General features: G+C 66.8%; 24 protein-coding genes and 1 pseudogene. 13 read left to right on the forward strand and 12 right to left on the reverse strand.

What is annotated here, in order from left to right; translation table 11 throughout:
• Positions 1-313 precede the first annotated feature (313 nt).
• A complete protein-coding gene (locus KUM49_RS08000; RefSeq protein WP_217236019.1) occupies positions 314-952 on the forward strand; it encodes an HAD-IA family hydrolase in 639 nt (212 codons plus the stop codon).
• Here the strand turns inward: KUM49_RS08000 and KUM49_RS08005 are convergent.
• Positions 951-1,704, reverse strand: a pseudogene (locus KUM49_RS08005) (IS5 family transposase); the annotation flags it as partial. The gene KUM49_RS08000 and the pseudogene KUM49_RS08005 sit on opposite strands and share 2 nt — an antisense overlap.
• A 28-nt stretch (positions 1,705-1,732) precedes the next feature.
• Between KUM49_RS08005 and KUM49_RS08010 the strand changes: the two are divergent.
• The 6 genes from KUM49_RS08010 to KUM49_RS08035 all read left to right on the forward strand — a co-directional run bounded on the left by KUM49_RS08010 (position 1,733) and on the right by KUM49_RS08035 (position 8,187).
• On the forward strand, positions 1,733-3,055 hold the full coding sequence (locus KUM49_RS08010; protein ID WP_254400922.1) for a helicase C-terminal domain-containing protein: 1,323 nt from the start codon (positions 1,733-1,735) through the stop codon (positions 3,053-3,055).
• On the forward strand, positions 3,010-3,447 hold the full coding sequence (locus tag KUM49_RS08015) for a hypothetical protein (protein WP_217236021.1): 438 nt from the start codon (positions 3,010-3,012) through the stop codon (positions 3,445-3,447). Before KUM49_RS08010 ends, KUM49_RS08015 begins: the two co-directional genes overlap by 46 nt.
• A gap of 297 nt (positions 3,448-3,744) precedes the next feature.
• Positions 3,745-3,960: a hypothetical protein gene (locus KUM49_RS08020; RefSeq protein WP_217236022.1), complete on the forward strand. Its 216-nt coding sequence runs from the start codon at positions 3,745-3,747 to the stop codon at positions 3,958-3,960.
• A 342-nt stretch (positions 3,961-4,302) separates the two neighbouring features.
• Positions 4,303-5,682: a dsDNA nuclease domain-containing protein gene (locus KUM49_RS08025; RefSeq protein WP_217236023.1), complete on the forward strand. Its 1,380-nt coding sequence runs from the start codon at positions 4,303-4,305 to the stop codon at positions 5,680-5,682.
• Positions 5,679-6,251 (forward strand): hypothetical protein, encoded by a 573-nt coding sequence (locus KUM49_RS08030; RefSeq protein WP_217236024.1) that lies wholly within the window; start codon positions 5,679-5,681, stop codon positions 6,249-6,251. Before KUM49_RS08025 ends, KUM49_RS08030 begins: the two co-directional genes overlap by 4 nt.
• 1 nt (position 6,252) lies before the next feature.
• The gene (locus KUM49_RS08035; RefSeq protein ID WP_217236025.1) at positions 6,253-8,187 is read left to right on the forward strand and encodes an ATP-binding protein; all 1,935 of its coding nucleotides are present in this window, start codon (positions 6,253-6,255) and stop codon (positions 8,185-8,187) included.
• A 545-nt stretch (positions 8,188-8,732) separates the two neighbouring features.
• On the opposite strand, the gene KUM49_RS48105 is transcribed toward KUM49_RS08035, so the two are convergent.
• Together KUM49_RS48105 and KUM49_RS08045 are read right to left on the reverse strand one after the other, a co-directional pair.
• Complete coding sequence (locus tag KUM49_RS48105; protein ID WP_254400916.1) at positions 8,733-9,179, reverse strand: hypothetical protein; 447 nt, start codon at positions 9,177-9,179, stop codon at positions 8,733-8,735.
• 721 nt (positions 9,180-9,900) lie between these two features.
• Positions 9,901-10,365, reverse strand: coding sequence for an integrase (locus KUM49_RS08045; RefSeq protein ID WP_254400917.1), 465 nt, complete (start codon positions 10,363-10,365; stop codon positions 9,901-9,903).
• 71 nt (positions 10,366-10,436) lie between these two features.
• Between KUM49_RS08045 and KUM49_RS08050 the strand changes: the two genes are divergently transcribed.
• A complete protein-coding gene (locus KUM49_RS08050) occupies positions 10,437-11,498 on the forward strand; it encodes a site-specific integrase (RefSeq protein WP_217236026.1) in 1,062 nt (353 codons plus the stop codon).
• 147 nt (positions 11,499-11,645) lie between these two features.
• Here the strand turns inward: KUM49_RS08050 and KUM49_RS08055 are convergent, their stop codons facing one another.
• Positions 11,646-12,278 (reverse strand): cysteine hydrolase family protein, encoded by a 633-nt coding sequence (locus tag KUM49_RS08055; protein ID WP_217236027.1) that lies wholly within the window; start codon positions 12,276-12,278, stop codon positions 11,646-11,648.
• Positions 12,279-12,410: 132 nt separating this feature from the next.
• On the opposite strand from KUM49_RS08055, the gene KUM49_RS08060 reads away from it, so the two are divergent.
• Together KUM49_RS08060 and KUM49_RS08065 are read left to right on the forward strand one after the other, a co-directional pair.
• Positions 12,411-12,971, forward strand: a complete 561-nt coding sequence (locus KUM49_RS08060; RefSeq protein WP_217236028.1) for a helix-turn-helix domain-containing protein — start codon at positions 12,411-12,413, stop codon at positions 12,969-12,971.
• Between the two features lie 3 nt (positions 12,972-12,974).
• Positions 12,975-13,865: a Ku protein gene (locus tag KUM49_RS08065; RefSeq protein WP_217236029.1), complete on the forward strand. Its 891-nt coding sequence runs from the start codon at positions 12,975-12,977 to the stop codon at positions 13,863-13,865.
• Here KUM49_RS08065 and KUM49_RS08070 read toward each other — a convergent pair.
• Positions 13,862-14,197: a DUF6233 domain-containing protein gene (locus KUM49_RS08070; protein ID WP_217236030.1), complete on the reverse strand. Its 336-nt coding sequence runs from the start codon at positions 14,195-14,197 to the stop codon at positions 13,862-13,864. The genes KUM49_RS08065 and KUM49_RS08070 overlap by 4 nt on opposite strands.
• A 57-nt stretch (positions 14,198-14,254) precedes the next feature.
• On the opposite strand from KUM49_RS08070, the gene KUM49_RS08075 reads away from it, so the two are divergent.
• Positions 14,255-14,623: a hypothetical protein gene (locus KUM49_RS08075; RefSeq protein ID WP_217236031.1), complete on the forward strand. Its 369-nt coding sequence runs from the start codon at positions 14,255-14,257 to the stop codon at positions 14,621-14,623.
• Positions 14,607-14,807 carry a hypothetical protein gene (locus KUM49_RS08080; RefSeq protein WP_217236032.1) on the forward strand — a complete coding sequence of 67 codons (201 nt, stop codon included), beginning with the start codon at positions 14,607-14,609 and terminating at the stop codon, positions 14,805-14,807. Before KUM49_RS08075 ends, KUM49_RS08080 begins: the two co-directional genes overlap by 17 nt.
• 273 nt (positions 14,808-15,080) lie before the next feature.
• Here KUM49_RS08080 and KUM49_RS08085 read toward each other — a convergent pair whose 3' ends face one another.
• The 4 genes from KUM49_RS08085 to KUM49_RS08100 all read right to left on the reverse strand — a co-directional run bounded on the left by KUM49_RS08085 (position 15,081) and on the right by KUM49_RS08100 (position 17,465).
• Positions 15,081-15,275, reverse strand: coding sequence for a hypothetical protein (locus KUM49_RS08085; RefSeq protein WP_217236033.1), 195 nt, complete (start codon positions 15,273-15,275; stop codon positions 15,081-15,083).
• Positions 15,276-15,404: 129 nt separating this feature from the next.
• Entirely contained in the window at positions 15,405-16,076 is a 672-nt protein-coding gene (locus tag KUM49_RS08090) for a hypothetical protein (RefSeq protein ID WP_217236034.1), read from the reverse strand.
• Between the two features lie 434 nt (positions 16,077-16,510).
• Positions 16,511-16,957 (reverse strand): hypothetical protein, encoded by a 447-nt coding sequence (locus KUM49_RS48110; protein WP_254400918.1) that lies wholly within the window; start codon positions 16,955-16,957, stop codon positions 16,511-16,513.
• Positions 16,958-17,090: 133 nt separating this feature from the next.
• Positions 17,091-17,465 (reverse strand): hypothetical protein, encoded by a 375-nt coding sequence (locus tag KUM49_RS08100; RefSeq protein WP_217236035.1) that lies wholly within the window; start codon positions 17,463-17,465, stop codon positions 17,091-17,093.
• A 494-nt stretch (positions 17,466-17,959) separates the two neighbouring features.
• On the opposite strand from KUM49_RS08100, the gene KUM49_RS08105 reads away from it, so the two are divergent.
• Positions 17,960-18,169 carry a hypothetical protein gene (locus KUM49_RS08105; protein ID WP_217236036.1) on the forward strand — a complete coding sequence of 70 codons (210 nt, stop codon included), beginning with the start codon at positions 17,960-17,962 and terminating at the stop codon, positions 18,167-18,169.
• A gap of 220 nt (positions 18,170-18,389) precedes the next feature.
• Here the strand turns inward: KUM49_RS08105 and KUM49_RS08110 are convergent, their stop codons facing one another.
• From KUM49_RS08110 to KUM49_RS08120, 3 genes are all read right to left on the reverse strand, one after another.
• Positions 18,390-18,668: a hypothetical protein gene (locus KUM49_RS08110; protein ID WP_217236037.1), complete on the reverse strand. Its 279-nt coding sequence runs from the start codon at positions 18,666-18,668 to the stop codon at positions 18,390-18,392.
• A 109-nt stretch (positions 18,669-18,777) separates the two neighbouring features.
• Entirely contained in the window at positions 18,778-19,074 is a 297-nt protein-coding gene (locus tag KUM49_RS08115) for a hypothetical protein (RefSeq protein WP_217236038.1), read from the reverse strand.
• A 128-nt stretch (positions 19,075-19,202) separates the two neighbouring features.
• Positions 19,203-22,250, reverse strand: coding sequence for a Tn3 family transposase (locus tag KUM49_RS08120; protein ID WP_217236039.1), 3,048 nt, complete (start codon positions 22,248-22,250; stop codon positions 19,203-19,205).
• Between the last annotated feature and the right edge of the window lie 302 nt (positions 22,251-22,552).

Here is a 22,552-nt window from a genome sequence, read left to right on the forward strand (position 1 = left end):
CACAGGATCAGACGAAGGCCGCCCCCACGTCCGGCAAACCCCCAGGTGAGCGACTCAGTACGAGACACCGTTCGAGGCCGGAAGAAAAAGAACAAGCTTAGTGCGTGTTTCTGATCCCCGGTGCTGCTGCGATCGTTCGTCGCGTCACTTTGATGGCACCTGCTGATGCGGCCGAATCGTGTCAGCGGCTCGCGACAGGGCTGTCACAGGTTCCAAGATTGCTTGACCTTGCCCCCAAGGGAAGGACAACAGTGTCTCCGTAGATCACAGGAGTGCGCTCGCTGGCCAGGCGGGACGAAGAGGGGGAGTTCGCGTGACCACGACCTGCATCATTCTCGACATCGGTGGCGTACTGGAGATCACACCGGAAACCGGAGTGGTGCAACGGTGGGAAGAGCAGTTGGAGCTGCCGCTGGGCACCGTGAATGAGCGGATGCGCGACGTGTGGCGTGCTGGAAGCGTCGGGAGCATCAGCGAACACGACGTGCACCGGGAAGTGGCATCACGCTTGGGCCTCGACGTTCACCAGCTCGAAGCCTTCATGGCTGACCTTTGGGCGGAGTATCTGGGAACGCCGAACGAGGAACTCATCGCCTATGTGCGGGGGCTGCAGGGACGATGCAGACTGGGCATCCTGAGCAACAGCTTCGTCGGGGCTCGGGAACGGGAGACTGCGCTGTACCACTTCGACGAACTGGTTGAGCAGATCGTCTACTCGCACGAGATCGGCATTGAGAAGCCTGACCTGCGTGCCTTCGAAGCTGCTTGCGCCAGCTTGGAGGTGGGGCCGGAGAGCTGTCTCTTCGTGGACGATGTCGCAGCCAACGTTGAGGCCGCCCAGGCGGCGGGCATGCAGGCGCACCTGTTCGAGGACAACATCGGGACGATCGCGCGCATCGCAGCTCATCTGGACGCTGGGCCCTGGACTCCAGCACGCGTACTGCGCGGATGACGCGTCTGGCCGGTCTCGCCCAGCCAGATCGAGTTGCTCGCCTTGCGAACCATCCGCCATGACACGGTCCTTCGCTCGCTGATCCGGCCCCTGCCGTCTGGGAAATCACAGGGTCAGGAAGAGAGCTGAGGCTTCCTGGGCCAGCTGGGGGTGGCGCCTTTCCGGGCGAGACGGCGGGTCATGAGGGTGATGGCGGCCCAGGTGATCAGGGCCTCGGAGTGCTGGATGAGCCGTTCGTAGTCGCGCGCATGTCGGCGAGCGTGCATCATCCAAGCGAGTGACCTCTCGACGACCCAGCGGCGGGGCAGCACGACGAAGCCGGAGGCGTCCTTGGGACGGCTGACCGGCTTGATGGTGAGGTTGAGGTGCTCTTTCGCCCAGTCGACGAGCTTGCCGGCGTAGGCGGAGTCGGCCCAGACGATGGTGATCTCGGGGTGCATCAGGCGGAGGCGGAAGAGGACTTCCTTCGCGGCCGCGGCGTCGTGCAGGTCGGCGGGGGTGACCATGACCATGAGGGGCAGACCTCGGGTGTCAACGACCAGGTGGCGCTTGCGCCCGTTGATCTTCTTCCCCGCGTCGTAGCCGCGGGTGGCCTTGGAGACGGTCTCAGCCGCCTTCACGCTCTGGGAGTCGATAACGGTCGCCACGGCTCGGGGGCCCTTGCCGATGTCGCGGCGGATCCGGCCAGCGAGATGGTCACGGATCTGGCCGACAATCCCGGCCGCAGCCCAGCGGGCCATGAACCCCCACACCTTCAGCGATCCTGCCCGGCGCATCTACATGAGTGCCACCCTCGGCGACGGCGGTGAACTGGAGCGCTCCTTCGGACGGAAGAAGATCGCGCGGATCCCAGTCCCCAAGGGGTGGGACAAAGAAGGCACGGGGCGGCGTTTCTTCCTCTTCCCCGAACTCACCAACGACCTGTCGGCAGCTCCGAAGAACGTGCCCGCCTTCGTATCCGGCATCATCGATACCGCAGGCCGGGCCGTCGTTCTGACACCGGACGGCCGCACCGCGGAGGCCTTCGCCGCGCGCCACCTGCCGAAGACGCATTCCGTCTTGAAGGCCGGCGACGTCGAGGACGACCTGACCGCCTTCACCTCCAGGGACAAGGCAGTCCTTCTCCTCACCAACCGCTACGACGGCATCGACCTGCCCGACGACGACTGCCGCCTGGTCGTCCTGGCCGGCCTGCCCGCCAGAGGAGACTTGCAGGAACGGTTCCTGCACGAATCTCTTGGCGCCCTGGAGGTGCTGCAGGAACGCATCCGCGCTCGCATCGTGCAGGGTTCAGGCCGTGCAACCCGCAACAACAAGGACTGGGCGGCCGTCATCGTCCTGGGCCGGTCCCTGACCTCCTACCTGTCCGGCCTTGACGTTCAGGCTTCCCTGCATCCTGAAGTCCGCGCCGAAGTCGAGTTCGGACGGCGCAACAGCCTCAACACTTCTTCCAGCGAGATGCTCGACAACCTCGCCGTCTTCAGGGAGCACGGCCAGGACTGGGCCGACGTCGACAGCGACATCGTCGCCGACCGCGACACATACACGCGCACCGTGGCCCCGAGCGCCGGTGAACTGCGCAAGGCAGCCCGCTTCGAAGTAGCGGCCTGGGAAGCCCTCTGGAACAACCAGCTGGACTGGGCCCTGACCGCCGTCCAACGACGCAAGGAGCAGCAGGCAGTGATCCACTCGAACCCGGAACCGTCCGACGAGTTGGTTGTCGCCGTCCCCGGACGGCGCATCGGAGATGATCCTGCAATCGTCACCACCACCCCGGACGGCATCAGGCTAAAAGACCATGCCTGGGTGCAAGAGCACTATGGACCCTCCGCCCGGTTCGGGAAGTTGGAGCCGCTCGATCCACCGGACCTTGTGACGGCCCTTCTGGTCCGGGCTCTTGCCAACGGCATGACAGCGCGCTCGACAGGCCGCACGCTCCCGCCCCCCAGCAGGTCCGTGTCATCGACCACGTTGCCTCCAAGGTGCTGGTACTCCGTCGCGGCGAGCGGTGGCGGGAGGCCATCTCCACCGCCCTTCTCGGCGACTGGTGCGAGCCGTTGTGGAACACCGGTCAGCTGCCGGCCACCGCGCTCGGCGCGCTGAGAGCGGAGAGCCGCAGGCTGCACCGCGACCTGGTGCCGCTGTGGCAGCAGGGAACGCGGCGCGGGCGAGTCCTCTCTCTGGACGCCGACCTCGGCGGGCTGTCGCTATACGACCTCGTCGCCACCGACGTCGACTGCCTGGCGCACACGGCGGGCGGGGTGTTCGAGGACGAGCGGCTCAACGCCGTGCTTGCCGAGCTGACCACGTCGGAGCGCACGGTGCTGTACGCGTACGCCAAGGGCGAGGGCACCACCTGGACCGAGGCGGCGGCCGTCGTCGGTGCTACCGACCCGATCGCGTTCGGCGAACGGGTGCGCCGCAAAGCCAAACGGCTCGCCGCCGAGCAGGGGCGCCGCGCAGCGAAGTGCCGCCCCGCTCCCTCGGTGGCCTGATCACGGATCAGAAACCCTTTGCTGCGGCCGGATCACCGGCGCGCACTCCGCTGCAGCCGCGTCCCGCGCCGACGGGTCCCGCGGCTGGCCCAGCCCAGCCAGAGCCCTGAATGCCCTCTGCATCTCCCCGTCGAACGTGCAGCTCAGAGTGCATCCAAGAGCCGTACGAGCGCCGCCACCACTCATATGGCCGTCCAGACTTGCGCGGCCAACCCCCTGTACCCGCACACTCCCCCGGCCCTGCCCGCCCTTCACCCTGCGACACAAGGGGTGAGCGCGGTCCACGCTCCACGCTGCATGCGAGATCCGCATGCCCTGATCTCACGGGAGACCCCTGCTGTGTCCACGCTCGCCCTGCTCGTCCTCGTCCTGCTCGGCCTGGCCTTCGTCCTCGTACCCGGCGCCCTCGCGTACGTGGCCTACCGCCATCCCGCCGCACGCGGGCCGCTGGCCGTGGGCATCGCCACCGTGGCCGCCATGGCCGCGATCATCATCCCGATCGGAGTTCGCTGATCCCGTGCCCCGGCTTCGCCTCCAGGCCTGCGTGCGTTCGGGCAGCGAGCCAGGGCTGGATCGCGTCGGCGGGGCTGAACAGCGTGGGCGAGGCCTCGTCTGCCAGCGAGTCGCCCCGACCGCAGCAGCGTGGCCCACGGTGTACTTGCTGAGCTCGTTCGGGTGGCCCCGGGGTGGGGTGCTGGCGGGGCGTGCCGCCTGGGGGGCAGTCTCACCAGCTTGTTTCGCGACGCATAGTTACATGTTGATGCTGGAGTGTGATACCGGTAGAGATCTTCAAGCCCCTGCCGTCGCTACGCGCGGGGAGCGTGCTCTCATGCGGGGCCGGAGCGGGGGACGTCGATGGTCAGTACGGTGGGCACGGGTGATGGGGCCGAAGGCGTCGGGCGGCCCTTTGAACCAGACGGTCCGAACGCTTCAGAGCTCACCATCTTCGACCTCACTCCGGAGGAGGACAGCGGCTCGGACACGCTGGGCCGGTACCGGTATCAGGCGGAGGTAGCTGCACGGGACTGCCTGGCCATGCTCACGCAGGACGCCATCGACTCCGTCGTCTGCGAGTGGCACGAGGACTTCGTCGTGACATGGACCGACGGTTCGGTGGAACTGGTGTCGGTCAAGCATCGCGAAGGGACCCAGGGCCCGTGGACGCTCGCGGAGTTGTGCAAGAGCGGCGGCCTGACCCATCTCTTCGACCGCTGGTGCGCGTGCGAGTGTGCCGCCAACGTCCGTCTGAGACTGGCGACAAACGCGGCGCTGAAGCCGGGCAGGGGCAATGCCGGCGTCCTGGCCCGCATGTGCGGCCCGGATCCGGAAGTCACGACCGGGCTGGCCGACATGGCGGAGGACATTGCACGCCATATGCTCAAAGTCCGCTGGAAGCAGCCCTATCCCAACGTCCCGGACACCCCCGTGTGCAAGAAGGCCGCGGACATCCAGATACCCGAAGGCTTCGTGGACAAGGTCGTACGCTTCCTCGCGGTCCTGGAGATTTCCTGCAAGCCACCGCACCGCGAGAACATCACCGACGTCAACATCCAGCGCCTTCTGGCTCCTGCGGTGGAAGCGCTGAAGCTGGCTCATGTGGATCTTGAGAACAGTTACCGGGCCATCGTGGACCGGATCGAGCGCGCCAACCGGGACGAGAGCGACCGCGGCCAACTGGCCGTGTACATCGCCGACCCGAGCAGGGTCCGGCACAGCACGCAGATGCAGCAGCGCATCGGCCGACGCAGAATCACCCGTGACATCATCCGCCGCGAAATCGTGTTCACGTCGGTTCCGCTGCCCACGTTCCCTCGCGGCCAGGCGCCCGCGGTGGCACCGGGAGGTGCCAAGCTCCGCCGCAAGCTGCGCCGGGGTCGCGTGCCCTCCGACGAGGCGGCGTTCGCCGAGCGGCTGCGGTCCGCGTGGTACACGACCTGGTCCGAGCGGCGCTCCGGCCTGGCCGGGGACGAGACCGACCTGCTGAACCTGTCCACGGATGTGCTGGCGATGGCCTTCGACTGCCGGCGCCATGCACGCGCGCAGGTGGCCGAGGGCAGCGAGTTCGGCATCAAGATGAACGACCTGTTGGCCGAGCGGCTCAAGGTCGATGCTCTGCCTTCGCCTCCGCCGTTCCAGCTCAACCACCTGCACCTGCAGGGTCTGGCCTACCAGTTGTGCGACGAGTGCCACTTCTTCTTCTCTGAGCCGTTCGACGCGGACGAGGAAGCCTCATGACGCACAGCGCCGACTTCGAGACCGCCGCAGCGCGGATGCGGGCTCAGCGCCGGCAAGCCGAGCAGCGCGAGGGTCACTACCACGAGGCCCGCATCCTTCTGCTCATCGCGCAGTTCACGACCCCCAAGGCCGGGCTCGCGGGGCTGACCAAGCTCGCCAAACTCGACTTCCTGCTGCGCTATCCGGGGATGCTGGAGCGTCTCCTGCCCGAGGGCGAGGCGTCGTGGCCGGAGGGAACGGCGCCGACACCGCCCGAGCGCCTCGCGGTCGAGAGCCGCATGACCCGCTACAAGTACGGGCCCTGGGACCAGCGGTACTACAGCATCCTCGGCTCGCTCGCCGCCCGAGGCCTGATCATCTACAGCGGCAGCGCCCGCGCCGAATTCCGTGCCACCCCGCAGGGCGCCGCTGCCGCGGCCAGTCTGGCCGCAACGCCGGAGTGGGCGGTCGTCGACAGCCGGATCAAGCTGCTCAAGCGGCACTTCAACAAGTCTGGATCGGCCTTGAAGAACCTCATCTACGACCGCCTGCCCGACGCCGTTGACCGGCCCTGGCGGACGGAGATCTGACATGGCCGTCCATCTGCGCATCGTCTCCCTGACCGTCACGACTGCCCAGGCGGAGCAGACCTACCGCTTCGACCGGCCGGCCACAGTGATCACGGGCCCCATCGGCACCGGCAAGTCCAGCCTGCTGATGCTCTTCAAGCACGCCCTCGGCGGCAGCGCCATGCTCACCCCCGCGGTCCGCCAGCACGTGCTGTCCGTCCAGGCCGAGGTCGTGGCCGGCGACGAACATGTCGTCCTCAGGCGGACCATCGACGGAGACACCGCCGACACCGTGGATCTCCTGGACCCCCGCTCCCTCGCCCTGGAGCGGTCCCTGCCTGTGCGCGCCTCCGAGGGTGCCGCCACGCTCTCCGACTACCTGCTGGATGCACTCGGCTTCCCACGCGAACAGATCGCCGCACGGCGAGAGGGCGCAGCCCGGCCGCAGAACCTCACCTTCAACGACCTGTACGCCTACATCTATCTCCAGGCCCGCGAGATCGACCGCGAGGTTGTCGGCCACCTGGAGCGTTGGTTCGAGCCCAAGCGCAAAGAGCTCTTCCGCCTGATGTTCGGGCTCACGGACAGCGCTCTCATGGAACTCAAGCGCACCCGCATCCAGCTCTTGGAGAGGCTGAACGCCAGAGTCGCCGAACACAAGAACGTCAGCGCCTTCCTGGCGGCCTCCGACCCCCGCAGCGACGACGAGCTGCGGGCCGAACTCACCCAGCTGCGCGACACCCTGGGCCGGGCCGATGCCGCCCTCATCAGCCTCCGTACCGAGCTCGAGGAACAGACTGCCGCCGACACCGCGCTGCGCGACGAACTCCAGGCTGCCATCCGCACCGCCCGGCAGGCCGAAGAAGAAGTATCGGCGGCCGCCGACCTTGTCGAGGCGCGAAGGGCTGTCGTCGCCCAGGTCCAGCTCGACCTCTCCCGTCTCGCCCGCTCGGCAACAGCCATCGATCAACTCTCCCCCTTCGAGTTCGTCGTCTGCCCGCGGTGCATGCAGTCCCTGGCCGCCCGCCCCGTCGACGAGGACCACTGCCTCGTCTGCCTCCAGCCCGACCCATCCGAGGCCGACATCGACCCGGCCGCCATCGAGGAGACACGCACCGCCCTCCAGCAGCAACTGGAGGACGCACAGCACATTCAGGAGGCCGACGAGGCCCATCTGCAGACCGCCCAGGACCGAGCGCAGCAGCTCAGCTTCGTCATCAGCAGCCTGCGCCGGGAACTCGACGCCCAGACCCGCGACGCGGTCGCCCCGCGTTTCGACGCCATCGCCGAGGCCAGTTCCCGCGTCGCCGCACTCAAAGCCAGCATCGATGCCATCACCCACTTGCGGGAATCCTGGGCCCGGGTGCGCGCCATCGACGCGGACATCCGCTCGATCAAAGCCGAGCGCCGGCAAGTCAACAAGGACATCAAAGAGAAGTCCGAACGGCTCAAGGCCAGCCAGTCACTGCTGGGCGACCTCAGCACCGACTTCGGCCAGCTGCTCACAGGCTGGAACCTCCCCTGGGTCGAGACGGCCGTCATCGACCGTGACAGCTACCTGCCCATCGTCAACGGACAGCCCTTCGAGAGCCTGCAAGCCTCCGGGGGCGGCCTCGCCACCTCCGTCAACCTCGCCTACCACCTCACCCTCCTCACCTCCGGGCTCGACCACGCCGACGTCCTGGTCCCCTCCCTCCTCGTGATCGACTCACCGCGCAAGGCCTTCGGCAACAACCCCTCTGACCGCCAACGCGCTGCCGAGATCTACAGCAGGTTCAGGACCCTGTCCGACGCATACGGGGAACGCCTGCAACTGATCATCGCCGACAACGACCCGCCGCCCATCACCACCGACTCCTTCGGCAAGGTCGAGTTCGACTACGAAAACCCCATGGTCCCCGGCGTCGACCACCCGGGCCCCGAACACGTCACCCGCATCGCCCAATCCGAGAGCTGAGAGTGACAGCCGCCGACGTAGGCTCGAGGCCTCCTGCCCCGCCTCGCGCCCAGCCCAGCACGTCACAGCCCCTTGGACAGCAAGCGCAACTGGACCGTGCTCCGGTGTTGAGGCCCGCATCCGGCCGCCGCTACGGCCGCGGACCGGGCCAGGAGCCCCGGTTGCGGTTGGCGAAGGGGAGCGCTCCGTGAAGCGCGGTGAACTCCGCGATCAGCTCTGCCTCGGCCTGGCCGGCGAGCGGATCGGTCACGTTTGGCGCTGCGATTGGTGGTGGCACCAACGCTGCCCTCGCCGCTCTGCGTGTGCGGGCCGCTCGTCGCGTTTGTGGCCCCATCCCCGACATCGTGGCCAGGGCCTACGCGCACGGTACGCCGCTGCTGTCCGAGGACACGCGCGCCCGGGCCGCCTCCGATGGCGGAGCCAGCCACGACGCCGAAGCACTGGCGCCCCGGCATCCGCGGGGCAAGCAGCGTAACCGGACGGCTCCAGCCTGCAGCGACAGATCTCAACGACCGGGCTGACGTGCCGGGCTGAATCGTGCGCCCCTACGGCCGGTGCTGTTCCCGCCAGGCGCTGCACAGTGCGTTGAACTCCTCCTGCCGTTCGGCGAGGAGGTCCTGGGGCCGCTGCAGGTGGCAGTCCAGGATGTGCACGCCGTCCTGGAAGGGCTCGAAGCCGATCCGCTCCCATACACGGCCGAGTTTGGCGGCGGCTTCGCGATGCTGTTCTGCGGTCAGCTCGCGGCCGTCGGCAGATCCGGGCTCGCACGCCACCGCGACACAGTCCTGCGAGAGGCGGCGGATGGCGGCACCCGCCAGTACCGGGGCCAGGCCCAGTCCGCGCCACGGTGGTTCCAGGATGACCCGGTTCATGACGAGCAGGTCACCGACGGGGTGCGCGAGCGCGGCCTCGAAGGCCGGCTCCCACTGGCCGGCAGCGACGTCCAGCACCACCTCGCCGATACGGGAGACATCGCCGGTGTAGGAGTCCATCGCCTCCCATGGATGGTCCGGGCCTTCTCTGAACTAAGCGAATGCTGGCCGCTGGGCCCTCTCCGCAACTGACTGTCGGCTTCTCTGATCCGTAACGGAGGGGTCGGCCGCGCGGACTTTCGGACCGAAATCATGATCGGCCACTGCCGCTCATCTTTGTGGTCAAGTGGTTTCAAGAGAGAGGGCCCCAGGTAGGGTCTGGAAGCGTCCAGATGGCCCCTTCCTGAAATAGCGGTTTTCATGCACTGCGTAGGCAATAGGCGACGCTCTGCAATCACCTAAGGGAAGGAACTCGGCGGGGTGATTTTCACCGCGTCTGGGAATCATCGAGTGACGCACGCACTGGTCGCCCTAGCGGGCAAAACCGGCGGTGGGCCGCTCCTGGCCGAGCGACCCACCGTTGGAGATCTTTTTTGAACCTCGTGCAGAGGAGATCTTCCATGCAAGAACCTATCAGTTGCGACTCCTGCCCAAAGAGATCCTGTCCTAACCACTGCGCGGGCCAGTCCGGAGGAAGGTGGAAGCGGGCATCTACCCGTCTTCGAGTCCATGGACCGGTCGCCGCCGTGATTGCGACAACGATCTACTATGGGATAAAGATCGCAGAGGAGATAGTGAAGATTGCGAGCAACGGGGGACTTGGAGGTATCACCTGATCATGGAGTGCCGAGTATGGCGGGCTGGCCCCCGCCATACTCGGCCTCTTTTTTGCTCGGTTCCGTCATGAGAGCGTGCAGCGACCTGCGACCTCGGCGATCCCAGGGATGCCGAGAAAGACTGGCGAGTCTCGCCGCTCCTGCCGTGCGTTGATTTGGGCGATCTTCTCTTCAGCCGCAGCGAGGCTGGTGGATAGGCCTTCGACTTCGCCGAGCCAGCCCTCCCGTTCAGCTTCTGCGATGCGGGCGATCAAGTTGTCGCGAATCTCAACAAGCCTAGGTTTCTCGGCTGGAGAGACAATGAGGACTGGACAACGAACACATGCGTGCTCGTGGATGCAGTCCGTTCCGTATGCACGTCCGCAGTCTCCGAGGGAGAGTTTGCGCCGCTCAAAGTGGCCGAGGAACTCTCGCCACTCGTCTGGTGTGACTGCCCGGTATTCCTCGGACGGCCGGATCGCACGCCGGCGGGCAATGAAGGCCTGGTGCGCTTCGATGGCGTCCTTCGGATAGATCGCGGCATAGCCCATCGTGGTGTTGATATTGCCGTGACCGGCAATGACTTGGGCGATATGCGGCGGCAGTCCGTATCCGCGATGCGATGTTCGTCCGCACCACGAACGGCGACAGCGCCGCCGCCCGGGACGCCGGCGGGAATCTTCTCCACTTCGACCTGGCCGAGCAACGCGCGTTCTGGGCCTGGGCCTCGGTCGAGTTCCTGCGCCACACCGGTGCCCGCATCGAGGAGATGCTGGAGGTCAGCCACCACGCGCTGATCCAGTACCGGCTACCCACCACCGGCGAGATCGTCCCCCTGCTGCAGATCGCTCCATCCAAGACGGACCAAGAACGAGTCCTGCTCGTCAGCCCCGAACTGGCCGACGTCCTGTCCACGATCATCCGTCGTGTCCGCGCCCCCCACGACGGCACGATTCCGCTCGTCGCCGCCTACGACTACGCGGAACGCACCTGGAACCCGCCGGCACCGTTGCTGTTCCAGTGCGACCGCGGCGGTGAGAACTCGCGCATGAGCGGCGAACTCATCCGCCGAACGCTGGACGAGGTCCTGGCCTTCATCGGCCTCACCGACTCTGTCGGCCAACCGTTGACCTTCACCCCGCACGACTTCCGCCGCATGTTCATCACCGACGCCATCCGATCCGGCCTGCCGCCCCACATCGCCCAGGCCATCGCCGGTCACGCCAACATCAACACCACCATGGGCTATCACGCCATCTACCCCGCCGAGACCATCGAGGCCCACCGAGCCTTCATCTCGCGCCGCCGAGCACTGCGCCCGGCTGAGGAGTACCGCACCCCCACCGACGCGGAATGGGAAGACTTCCTCGGCCACTTCGAACGCCGCAAACTCTCGGTCGGCACCTGCGCCCGCGCCTACGGCACCGCCTGCATCCACGAACACGCCTGCGTCAGATGCTCGCTCCTGCGACCCGACCCGGCCCAACGGCCACGGCTCGCCGAGATCCGCGACAACTTGATCGCCCGTATCGCTGAAGCCGAGATGGAAGGCTGGCTCGGCGAGGTCGAAGGCCTCCAGGTCAGCCTGGCTGGCGCCGAGGAGAAGCTCCGCCAGCTCGATCGGAGCCACGGGCAGCCTAGGGCCGTGGACCTGGGCATCCCCACCACGCGTGGTGATCGATGAATCCACGAGTGGTGTGAACTCCTTCTGAGGCCCCGTCTCCGGGGAAAGACGCACTGCGCACGGTGCTCACATGGCGCGCCATGCCGACGGCGAAGAGCGGAGTCTCGTGCTGGGCGTCGCCCCTGTTGGGCGGTTCTGTGGTGAACGTCAGACGCGTGCCCCCTTGAACGCGGTGACGATCTCGTCGGCGCTCACGATGGCGTGGGCGTAGCTCGGGCCGTTCAGATCGTGGGCCGCGTGCAGCATTTCCCGGGTCCATGCGGCGGTCGCTCCGCGTACCAGGGTCACGTGGTAGCCCAGCTCCATGGCGTAGCGGCTGGTGGACTCGATGCAGGTGTTGGCCAGCATGCCGACGGTCACCACGTGGGTGATGCCGTGCTTCTTGAGCTGGAGGTCGAGATCGGTGTTGGCGAAGCCGCTCTGTCCCCAGTGCTCATGGACGACGACGTCGTTCTCCTGGGGAGCGAAGTCCGGGTGCCAGTCGCCGCCCCAGGCTCCGTCTTCGAAGACCCGGTTCTGGTTGCCGCCGGTCTGGTCCGCGGTGAGGAAGTTCCAGTTCGCGTAGTTGCCCTCGCGCCAGCGGCGGTGCGGGACGACGAAGACCTGGATGCCGGCCGCACGTGCAGCGGCGGTCACCGCGCGCAGGTTGTCGAGCAGGCCGACCTCGGTGGCGACCTCTTCGACCAGGGGCCACAGCTTCCCCCCTTCGGAGAGGAAGTCGTTGTAGGGGTCCATCAGGAGCAGCCCTGTGTGTGCCGGGTCGTACTGCGTGTCGGTCATGAGTCGTCCCTTCGGTGGTGCCAAGGGGTCCACGTCTTGTGCCGTGAACGCTCGCTCGGCTCATCCACACCGTAACTCAAAAAAACATAGCTACCAACTCTATTTTCCATAGCATCTCAGTGGATCTCTGCGATGATGGAGACGGAACGAGTTCACGAGGAGGATGTCGGTATGGGCGGCTGGTCGGAGATCACGAGCACGCAGTGCCCCATCGCGCGTTCGAGCGCGGTGATCGGGGACCGCTGGACGCTCGTGATCATGCGGGAGCTGACGATGGGCAACCGTCGCTTCGACTCGCTGGAGGTCCAGACCCTGGCTTCGCCGCAGATGCTGACCAACCGCCTCAAGCGGCTGGAGGCCGACGGCATGCTCGAACGGCGTGCGTACAGCGAGAGGCCCCGCCGCTACGAGTACCACCTCACCGCCAAGGGCGAAGCCTTCGCCTCAGTGCTCCTCGCCCTGCGGGCCTGGGGTGAGACATGGTGCAAGGAGCCCGGGGAAGGGATCGCCGTTCATCACCTCCACAAGACATGCGGTCGCGAGGTGGGCCTGAGCGGCACCGTCTGTGAAGGGTGCGGCGAGCCTTTCACCATGGCCGAAGTGATAGGTGAACTCAGCCCGGCCTTCGCCCAGGAACGCGAGGGCAGGAGCACCGCCGCCAGGCGGGCTACCGAGGCCGCCGAGCCGAACTAGCAAATGCGCAGCCTGCGGCCGGGCTCACCGTTGTTTAGTTCAGAGAAGGTCACCGTTCCCATCCACGTCGCGAGCGCTACCGAGAACCGCAGCATCCAGTTCCACCAGTACCACCTGGAGGACATGGGTCGCGTGCGGGTGCGGAAGGTGTGCGACCTGGAGGACCGGGAGGTCACCCAGTCGGAGATCGGCAAGGGCTACGAGGTGTCGAAGGACAACGTCATCCCCATCTCGGACGCCGAGCTGAGCAACCTGCCGCTGCCGACGGCGAAGGCCATCGAGATCCAAGCGTTCGTGCCGCTCGACGCCATCGACCCGATCCGGATCGGCGAGGGCTACTACCTCGTCCCCGACGGGCAGGTCGCCGCGAAACCGTACAAGCTGCTGCGCCAGGCGCTCGGCCGGTCATCGAAGGTCGCCATCGCCAAATACGCCTGGTCGGGCCGGGAACGCCTGGGCCTGCTGCGGGTCCGCGAGGACGTGATCGTCCTGCATGCGATGCGCTGGCCTGACGAAGTCCGCGACCCGGCCGCCGTCGATCCGCCGACCGCCGACGTCTCAGACCAGGAGATCGACGAGGCGGTCAAGCTGATCGAGCGGATGACCCGCGACGACCTCGAAGGCGACGAGTTCCAAGACGCGTACACCGAAGCCCTCGCGAAGGTCATCGACGCGAAGCGCGAAGACCGCGCCCTGCCCGAGATGCCGGAGCCGGCCGAGCAGCCGGGCCAGGTACTCGACCTGATGGCCGCGCTCACCGAATCCGTCTCCAAGGCGAAAGCCTCCCGCGGCGAGGACGCCGACGTCCACGACATGCCGAAGAAGACCGCGAAGAAGCAGCCGGTCAAGAAGGCCACGGCGAAGAAGACGGCCCGGAAGTCGAAGAGCGCCTAACCGTCGAGGAACCCCAACTCGCTGTCCGGTCGGCAGTGGCCGCATGCTGCGACACCTTCTACGAGTGCCCGTAGGGCTGCCTCCCGTGACACGCCTCGTGGCCGCTTACCTGCCATGTCGCATCCGCCTGCGTGGACCTGGATGGGGTGTCGGCCGCCGAGGCTGAGCTCCAGCATCCAGTCCGGGGCGGGCGGCCGGTGCTCGACGCCGTACTGCTGTTCGGCTTCCCGCTTCTCGGCGTCGGTGATCTGCCGCCGGACTCGATCGAGGTTCAGCTGCAGCCACGTCTCCAGGGTGCGGAGGCGGGGCAGATCCGGCGGGAAGTCGTTCACGTGTTCGATTATAGAAGGTAGGGTGCCGCGTGCATCCTGAGGGGCAGAGGAGACCAGGTGGACAGCACAACCGTCGACCAGCTACTCGCCGCCCACTCCGTCGACCCCACCCTCCTGGACCCCGGGCCAGCCGACCCCGACCGTGCACAGACCAGGGCGCGCTACGCCGGCCTGCACCTGCGGCCCTGCTCGGCCTGCGGCAAAGAGGAGGACTGCCGGACGGCGCGCGTCATCGTCTTCCCCGAGGCGGGGCCGCGCTGGGTGGACCTGTGCCGCGATGATTCTCTGGCGGTCATGGGACCGTGGCGCGGGCCGACCACGTGGGAGGGAATCCTCGCCGACGTCCGAGAGGTGACGGCCGAGATGGGCCTGCCGCTGCGGGTGTACACAGACAAGGAGGGCTGGAGCGATGATCCCGGACCGTGACCGCTTCCACGTCACCCTCACCTCCGTCGGCCGTCCGACCATGCACGGCTGGTGGGCAGTCGAGTCCACGGCCCGCGGCAAATTCACCGAGTGGATCGGCCTCAGCAAAGGCCCCAACGCCCGCGTCACCCTCGTCGACGAGGAGATTGGCGCCGTGTTGACGACCTGGTCGGACGACGAGTGATCGTCTGGCAGGCTGGCCGCATGAGCGTCCGCCCGTACCCGTCCCGTGACCGCGCGCTACGGCAGATCATGCGGCACCACCGCAACGAGATCCCGCTCCGGCTCGTGCCCCCAACGCGCGAGCCTCAGGGGCCGAGCGGCGAGTACCGCCTGTCGACGCGGCGCCCCGGCGTTGTCAGTGGCGGCGATTAAGCTGGTCTGACTATCCGACACAAGCCAAGTCGGGTTTGCTGCACCCCGTCCGACGTAGAACCCCGGACTGGGTGCGCTGCTGTCAGAAGCCGACTCTGCCGGTGAAGCATTGCTCGCCCAGGCAGCGCCAGATGGCGTCGCCTTGGGGGTTGATGTCGGCACTGAAGCCGGGATGCTCCCGCCACACGGCCCGGACGGGTGTTCCGCAGTCGGGGCACGGTCGGCGGGGGATGAGGTTCTTCTCTGTTCGGCGGTAGATCCGCTGCACGTTGTCCATGCTCCGACCGTGACACGGAATCGGCGTCTTGTCTGAGGCGCCTTCCCCCCGCCGCAGGTCAGGCGCCTGCAGCCGGGATCCTCCGGCGCCGCTGGGGCCGCTGGGGCCTCGACCCCGGGCAGCCGTGATTCAGCGGTACTGCTCCGGAATTTCCATCTCGTCTGAGCCGTCGGAGATGTACTCCATCCCCGGGTTCTCGACCTCGGCAACGACGATCCAGGGTTTATACCCCTCCACTTCGCAGACCGCGTGCAGGCGCAGTTTCGTGTCCCAGTACCCGTCCACCCAGTCTCCCGGGTCCTGAAACCAGCTCGGCGGCTCGGAGTTATCCATCTGCCGGTACACGAAGTTGCCGCGCTCCAGGCTCCGGATAATGCTCTTGCGGCCGGGCGCGGCAACCCCGTCGACCCCGGGGCTGAATCGGGCGGCCCCCCAGATCACCGAGGACAGCTCCGTACGCATTGCTTCGTCGTAGTGCGGTCTGGCTGAGTGATCCCGTCCGGCTTCGTCGCGCACCGTGAGGGTGATCGTGTCGAGGTGATCCAGGCCGACCGGGCCGTCGAGTGTGGTGGTGAGCCTCAGACGGCTAGGGCCCACGCGGATCAGACTGAAGGTCAGCTCAGGAGTCAGCTCGCGGTGCCAGCGGTCGCGTTCGATCTTCGCCACCTCTCGCGCGGTGTCAGCCGAGTCCGCGGCGGCCGCCGCCGCTTTGCGGGTCGTCCAGTACGCCATGACCGCGGTGACCACCACCCCGACCGCGGCAGCAATGGCGCTGAGCGCCGTCCAGTCGTCAGTGTTCATGGCGCCGGACCGTAGCAGCAGCGGCGGCCGCACCCGGTGGAGTATCCGGATCGGGACATGATCGGGGGCTACTGGTGGGCTCGCCTATTCAACTGTCGTGAGTTCGCTGGGGTGTCCAGCCTGATGGTGACCGTAGGTGGTCTCCGGCTGCGTACCGTCCACTTCGCGTCGGCCTCCAGCTGGAGGTACGCCGCGCGCTCCCCGGTCGTGGCGGGACTACCACCAGATCAGCGACCAGGCGTACCAGCGCCTCGCCGGCGAAATACCTGGGCACGACGCCTGCCTGGCCCACGTGGGCCAGGCAGATCGCATCGCCCGGCCGGGTCGACTTGGCGGTCGTCGGCGAGTTTCTGGAGGTGGCCGACCCGACGTGGGACATCACCACTGGCGTGCCGCCCAAGATCAAGGTGGAGCCGAAGACTGAATCGTGAGCCCTACGGTCGGTGGTGGTCCCGCCAGGCGCGGCACAGTGCGTTGAACTCCTCCTGGCGTTCGGCAAGGAGATCCTGGGGCCGCTGCAGGTGGCAGTCCAGGATGTGCACACCCTCCTGGAAGGGCTCGAAGCCGATCCGCTCCCATACGCGGCCCAATTTGGCGGCGGCTTCGCGATGCTGTTCTTCGGTCAACTCGCGGCCGTCGGCAGATCCGGGCTCGCACGCCACCGCGACACAATCCTGCGAGAGCCGGCGGATAGCGGCACCTGCCAGTACCGAGCCCAGGCCCAGCCCGCGCCACGGTGGTTCCAGGATGACCCGGTCCATGACGAGCAGGTCACCGACGGGGTGCGCGAGCGCGGCCTCGAAGGCCGGCTCCCATCGGCCGTCAGCAACGTCCAGCACAACCTCGCCGATGCGGGAGACGTCCCCGGTGTAGGAATCCATCGCCTCGAAGGGATGGTCCGGGCCTTCTCTGAACTACGAGATCGGGAAACGGAAAAATGCCGGGCTCTGGATGAAGAGCCCGGCACTGGTGGCGCACGTTCTTGGGTAGGAGCGGGGGATGCGCGCTTGAGGCTTAGGCCTCGTCGCGCCGGTTGCGGAGGAGCACGTAGGCGATCGGTATGACCGCCAGGATGACCGCCAGGGCGAACTTCGCTCCCCAGGGCATCTCCAGGTCCGCAATGGACTCCAGCAGGAGGATCGGTCCGGCGACCGAGATAAGCATTCCTAGCATCAGGGGTGAGATGCTGATCAGCTCGCCGGCGTGCTCGGACGGGACTTGCATCCCGACTTCCGCACCCAGCTTCTCGATCTTGAGGTTCACCCAGGCGCCCTCGGTGGGCTCCTCCGGCTGATCATCCTTGGTGGTCCAGATTTGGACCTCGGCTTGGTCTGTGGGCTGTTCGCCCTCGTCCTCCGGCAACTCTGCCGGGATTGCGACGTCCGACACGGGTGGTGGTTCCTTTCGTCCCAGAGACCGAACCGGGCACTGGTGTGCCCGTCGGATTCGATCAATGCGCTAAGCGGCCAAATCGGGCACATGCGCCCGCGGGCTGCCGCTTGTCGCGGGACTCACCACGCGATCGAGGGGCGCCCCCTAGTTAGGGCGCGCCCCTCTGGCGATCGACGGTGAGTGCAGGCGAGTAGCACATAAAGAACCCCTCTCGGTGTCGGTGGCGCGGCGCCGATGCCGCTCCTGGGGACGAGCATACTCTTGTCCGACCCGAAACTCACCCCTCGCGTGAAATTGTGGTGCGCATCATGCACCTAACTGGTGCACGATTGGTTCGTTCGTGCAATGATGGAGGTCGTCCCAGAGTGGTTGGCGCTGCTCGGACGAAGATCAGGAGACTGACTGAGGCAGACAGGAAGGCGACAGAGGAAAGACCGGGGGGAGAGAAAGAGAGGAAGATCTTCGTGACTCGTCCAACGGGCCTTCAAGCCGTGCGCGAGAACGAGCGCTTCACCGTGACCTTGATCGCGACTGCCGTGCAGGCCGTCGCTGTCTTGATGAGGATCACGGGACTGTCCAAGACGGACACCATCAATCGCGCTGTGCAGGTCTACGCCTTTCTTGCCGAGGAGATGGAGAACGGCAAGGAAGTACTTCTGCGTGACAAGGACGGCAACTTGGAGCGCGTGCACATCGTTTGATGACGCTCAAGTGGGCCCCAGGCGACGGCAATCGCTGGGGCCCACTGGCGTTTCTCGGCTGGCGTCCCCTGCCGATCCCGCTTCCTTCGCGAACTGCCTCAAGTCGGGTCAGGGAGACGGCTCGGACGAGCTTCTCGGGGTCGGGGATCGGATATTCCGACTGACTGATGCCCCTAGTTAACGGCCGACCACTCAATAGGTCACTGACCTGCGAAAACAGTCAAATTAGTTCAGTCAACAGGCCGAACATCCGCACCCGCACGAACGACATCCTGCCCACCGTGACATCCTGCACCGCGTCCAGCGACTCCTGATCCATGTCGCTGTAGGCGGCCAGGTCCTCCGCCAGGACGTCCGCGTCGATCCGGGCGGACACCTTCCACACCTCCAGCGTGTTCTCGAACTCGTACGCCTGGACGGGGTGTTCGTGGTGGTAAGCGAGGCTAATCAACGACGGATCGACGGGCAGATGGGCAATCTGGGGAGCCAAGAGAGTCACCGTGCCAGCGTAGTTCTGTCCGGCCGGCGCCTGCCGGGGAACAGCGCGCTCTCACCCTTCGGCGAGGCTCGCATGCAGCACCCGCGCTCGAATGCCGTGCGCGGCTGCGCTACGGGCGGCGGTCGGCTGGTGCGGTCGGGCAGGCGATCGCCGGGAACGCCGCCGTGTGCCCGCCCGCGGTGAACGTGATCGCGGCGGGGCGCTGGGCCCAGAAGGGGCAGACGTCGATGAGGTGGTCGCCGTGCTCAGCGTTGAGGATGCGCAGCCACACCTCCGTGCTGGTGATGCTGGCGCGGTACGCGGTCACGTCCCACGGCTCGGTGGTGAACCCGCAGGTGTCAGCGCGGGCGATCACGGTGTCCGGGGCGTCGGCCGTGGACATGAGCAGGACGGTGCCGTCGTACACGGGGTGCCGTTAACGAGTGGCGAACAAGGTGACAAGTAACCTGCCAGTAACTTTTGGATCGAAGACGCTCTACGCAGAAGAGGACTCCGGCCGTGGCCGGGGTCCTCTCGGGCTCTGGCGGTGCCGGGCTACGCGGCGACCGGCTCGGGGTCCGGTTCCTGGGGTACGGGCTGGGCGAGTTGGAGGCGGCTGCCCATGTTGAGTCGCACCTCGCCGTAGGGCTGGATGTGCATCCAGAACAGCGGGGTCAGGGCCCGCTTGTCCTCGTCAGTCAGGAGGTTCGCCCACTCCGGGTCGGCGAGCATCTCCTGGATCATCAGGGTATTGACGAAGACGAGCGCCGTCTGCAGGAGATGGAGCGCAAGGACAGATAGTTCCTGCTGGTCACGGCGGTTGCTGCTCAGTTCGCCGCTCTTGCCGAAGAAGATGATGTCGTTGGCGCCGTTCCAGCCCTCGACGACGTTCAGCCCTTCCTGGATCTCGCGCTGAAGGTCGCGGTCGCGCAGGTAGCGGGCGACGAAGATGGTCTTCTGCGCGCGGCCGACTTCGAGCATGGCCTGGTAGACGGGATGGGAGGCGGTGCGGGTGAAGCGCCGCAGGATCGCCTCGGTGGAGGCGGTGCCGACCCGGATCGCGGTGGCGTACTTGATGAGCTGGTCGTAGTTGTTCTCGATGACGTCCCAGCGGATTGGGCGGGTCATCGCGTCGGACAGCCGCTCGTAGGTGTCTTCGTCCTCCCGGCCGGGCCGGTACAACTTGACCTTGTTGATCTGTTTGATGCGGGGCAGCAGGTCGTAGCCCAGGAGCCTGGTCAGCCCAAACCCGATTTCCGACTGGCCATGCGAGTCTACGTAGTTGCCCTCGGCCTGCATGGTGGTGGCGTGCCGCATCATGCCCTCGATCGCGGCGGCGACCTCGGAGGCGGTGCAGTTCAGAAGCTGGCTGTGGATCGCCATCGACCCTTTTTCGATGTGCCAGTACACGAGCACCCCGCGGCCCCCATACCGGGAGTGCCACTCGGTGAAGATGTTGCGGTCCCAGGCTTTGAAGTGCGTGGAGTCCGAGGCCACCGTGGTGGTGCCCTGCCCCCACACGGCCTCGGAGCGGGCCGCGAAGGTGGTATTCGCGATCTCGACACCGGCGGCCTTGAGACCGACGGCGGTCAGGTAGCGGCGGGCAGTGTAGCGGAGCTCTTCCTCGCTGTGCCCGTGCTCGCCGGCCGCGACCGAGCTGATTCCGGAGTTGGTGCCGTATGCGTACGCGATCAGGAGGAGGCGTTCCAGGAGCTTCGCCTCGTCGATCGCCTCGCGGGTGCCCACCGGGGCGAGGGCCTTGAGCATCCCGGTGCGCAGGGCGGCTTCCTTGAGGATGTCGATGAGGGCGACGGTGCCCCACTTCTTGCGGATCGCTTTCTTGAGCTTGCGCAGGTTCTTGGGTTCCTTCTGCGGTTCGGGCTCGGTGAACTTGATCGCGCCGCCTCGGTGCTTGCCGCTGATCGTGACCCAGGGGAGCTTGGGGAGCTTGGTGTCCAGGGCGCCGAGTTCGGCGCGCATCTCGGCCTTCAGCTGGGCGGTGAACAGCTTCGCGTCGCGCGGCTTGTTGAGCTTCTCGTAGTACTCCGCGCGCCTCATCTCGAAGTCGTCGGGCAGGTCGTCGTCGGGGTTGCGCCACTTGTCGGCGCCGACCACCCAGATCTCCTTGCAGCGCAGTCGGTCGCGCAGGGCCTGGAAGACGCATGCCTCGTACACGGTGCGCATGACGCGCTTGGGTCCCTTGTCGGGGGTGAAGATCGCGAATTCCATCCAGTCCTTGCGTACGACGCCGTCGAGCGGGATAGTCTCGCCGAGCGGTAGGTAGGTGGTGGAGGAGTCCTTGTGCCGTTCGATCAGCTTCAGCGCGTCCATGACGGGCTTGTGCTGGTCGTTGGAGGAGCGGAAGTCGAGCACGCCGAGGAGCTTCATCAGCCCGCTGCGGTAGTGGTTGCTGTAGGAGGACTTGAACACCTCCCGCTTGTTGCGGGCGAACTCCGCGTTGGTCGCCTTCATCTCGGCGACCAAATCCTTGAGGGTCTTCTCCCCGCCGGCCGCCGGGTACACCACGGAGCGGACCGAGCCGTCCGGGGCGGCAAGCGAGGCTGCCGCGATCTTCCCGAGGAGCCCGGACTTGCCGCGGACCTTGGTGAACTCGGCGACGAACGCCTCGGTCACCTTCTTCTCCGCCCGCGCGTTGATGCGGTGCACGGTGGAGTTCAGCAGCTCCACCAGGGTGTCGGTGATCTCCCGCTGACGCTGGAACAGCAGGGCTGCGAGCAGGACGCGGCGCACGGGGGCGTCGAAGCGCCGCAGGTGGCTCGGGGAGGCGGCCGATGCTCTGGCCCTCCAGGCGTTGATGACCTGTACGCCGATGCCGGCGAACACGCTGGCCGGGACGCCGACGGCGCGGACCTGCTTAAGCTTGGAGATCTCGTCCAGCAGCGAGTTGAGGCTGACGTTGCCGGGATGAGCCTTGATGTCGGAGAGCACCGACTCCACATCGTCCTCGTCCTCCGCGCCGTCGCCGTCGCCGTCGCCGTCCACGGTCTCGGTGTCGTCGTCCTGTGCACTGTCGGGGGTCGGGTCGGTGAAGACCAGCGCGTCCAGGCGGCGGGGACAGTCCTCTTTCCGGGCGAGGCGTTCGGCGACCTCGGCGACGGCCCGCTCGTCGGCCTGGTACAGCGCGGACCGGATGATTGCGTCGACCTGGGCCGCGGTCGGCGGCTCGATCAGGTCCATGCGCATCTGCCGCAGCAGCTCGGCGCGTACCTGTTCCTCGCGGCGTTCGTCGTGCCAGATCACGTCCACCAGCTGCGAGATGAGCTTGACCTGGTCGGTCAGGCTGCACTCGTGCCACCCGGTCAGATCCCGTAGTTCGCTGCGGTGCCGCTTCGCGGCGCGGGAGGTGAAGTCGTAGAACCCCAGCTCGGACGCGGCGACGCCCACCTGTTTGGCGACGTGCTCGACCGCGTCGGGCGGCAGTTCCAGGCGCATCTTGGGGAACCGGCCGCGCCAGGTCAAAAACTTGAGCTGAACGGCGAAGCCCAGCCTCGTGGCCCCGGTCTTGTTCCGTAACCAGCCCGCCTCGTCGCCGGACAGGGTGAAGTGGTCCACCACCCCGTCCAGACCCAGATCCCGCCCCACTCGACAGCCCCTTCCGTCACCCCCGTGATCAGCATTCGGGCTGGACGGTAGAGGCGCCGCTGTACAGCGCACGCGGATATCTGCGAAACAGTCCGGCAAGGCGGGCGGACCTGGTAAAAGTGTCGGCTTCCGCCCACGTCGTGTCCGGCGGCGAGCGCATTGAAGGAACGTTGCGCCTCGCCCCTGGTGTGGCGGTGCGGGTCAGCCGAGGGTCTTGTGGAGGCCGACGTTGGCCTGGGCGTAGGCGCCTTCGAGGACCGTGTGGCCAGGCCACGGTATCCGGCATTGACCGTTGGAGGGGC

The organism is Streptomyces sp. AC555_RSS877 (genome assembly GCF_019049245.1).
In the GTDB taxonomy this organism is placed as follows: domain Bacteria; phylum Actinomycetota; class Actinomycetes; order Streptomycetales; family Streptomycetaceae; genus Streptomyces.

What these genes read in the sequence shown, in the direction of transcription:
- KUM49_RS08090 (WP_217236034.1), bottom strand. Translation starts at nt 16,076, where the DNA reads ATGAACACTGACGACTGGACGGCGCTCAGCGCCATTGCTGCCGCGGTC.
- KUM49_RS08030 (WP_217236024.1), top strand. Translation starts at nt 5,679, where the DNA reads ATGACGCACAGCGCCGACTTCGAGACCGCCGCAGCGCGGATGCGGGCT.
- KUM49_RS08035 (WP_217236025.1), top strand. Translation starts at nt 6,253, where the DNA reads ATGGCCGTCCATCTGCGCATCGTCTCCCTGACCGTCACGACTGCCCAG.
- KUM49_RS48110 (WP_254400918.1), bottom strand. Translation starts at nt 16,957, where the DNA reads ATGGATTCCTACACCGGGGACGTCTCCCGCATCGGCGAGGTTGTGCTG.
- KUM49_RS08025 (WP_217236023.1), top strand. Translation starts at nt 4,303, where the DNA reads ATGGTCAGTACGGTGGGCACGGGTGATGGGGCCGAAGGCGTCGGGCGG.
- KUM49_RS08045 (WP_254400917.1), bottom strand. Translation starts at nt 10,365, where the DNA reads ATGGGCTATGCCGCGATCTATCCGAAGGACGCCATCGAAGCGCACCAG.
- KUM49_RS08010 (WP_254400922.1), top strand. Translation starts at nt 1,733, where the DNA reads ATGAGTGCCACCCTCGGCGACGGCGGTGAACTGGAGCGCTCCTTCGGA.
- KUM49_RS08050 (WP_217236026.1), top strand. Translation starts at nt 10,437, where the DNA reads ATGTTCGTCCGCACCACGAACGGCGACAGCGCCGCCGCCCGGGACGCC.
- KUM49_RS48105 (WP_254400916.1), bottom strand. Translation starts at nt 9,179, where the DNA reads ATGGACTCCTACACCGGCGATGTCTCCCGTATCGGCGAGGTGGTGCTG.
- KUM49_RS08020 (WP_217236022.1), top strand. Translation starts at nt 3,745, where the DNA reads ATGCGAGATCCGCATGCCCTGATCTCACGGGAGACCCCTGCTGTGTCC.
- KUM49_RS08065 (WP_217236029.1), top strand. Translation starts at nt 12,975, where the DNA reads ATGCGCAGCCTGCGGCCGGGCTCACCGTTGTTTAGTTCAGAGAAGGTC.
- KUM49_RS08060 (WP_217236028.1), top strand. Translation starts at nt 12,411, where the DNA reads ATGATGGAGACGGAACGAGTTCACGAGGAGGATGTCGGTATGGGCGGC.
- KUM49_RS08055 (WP_217236027.1), bottom strand. Translation starts at nt 12,278, where the DNA reads ATGACCGACACGCAGTACGACCCGGCACACACAGGGCTGCTCCTGATG.
- KUM49_RS08085 (WP_217236033.1), bottom strand. Translation starts at nt 15,275, where the DNA reads ATGGACAACGTGCAGCGGATCTACCGCCGAACAGAGAAGAACCTCATC.
- KUM49_RS08080 (WP_217236032.1), top strand. Translation starts at nt 14,607, where the DNA reads ATGATCCCGGACCGTGACCGCTTCCACGTCACCCTCACCTCCGTCGGC.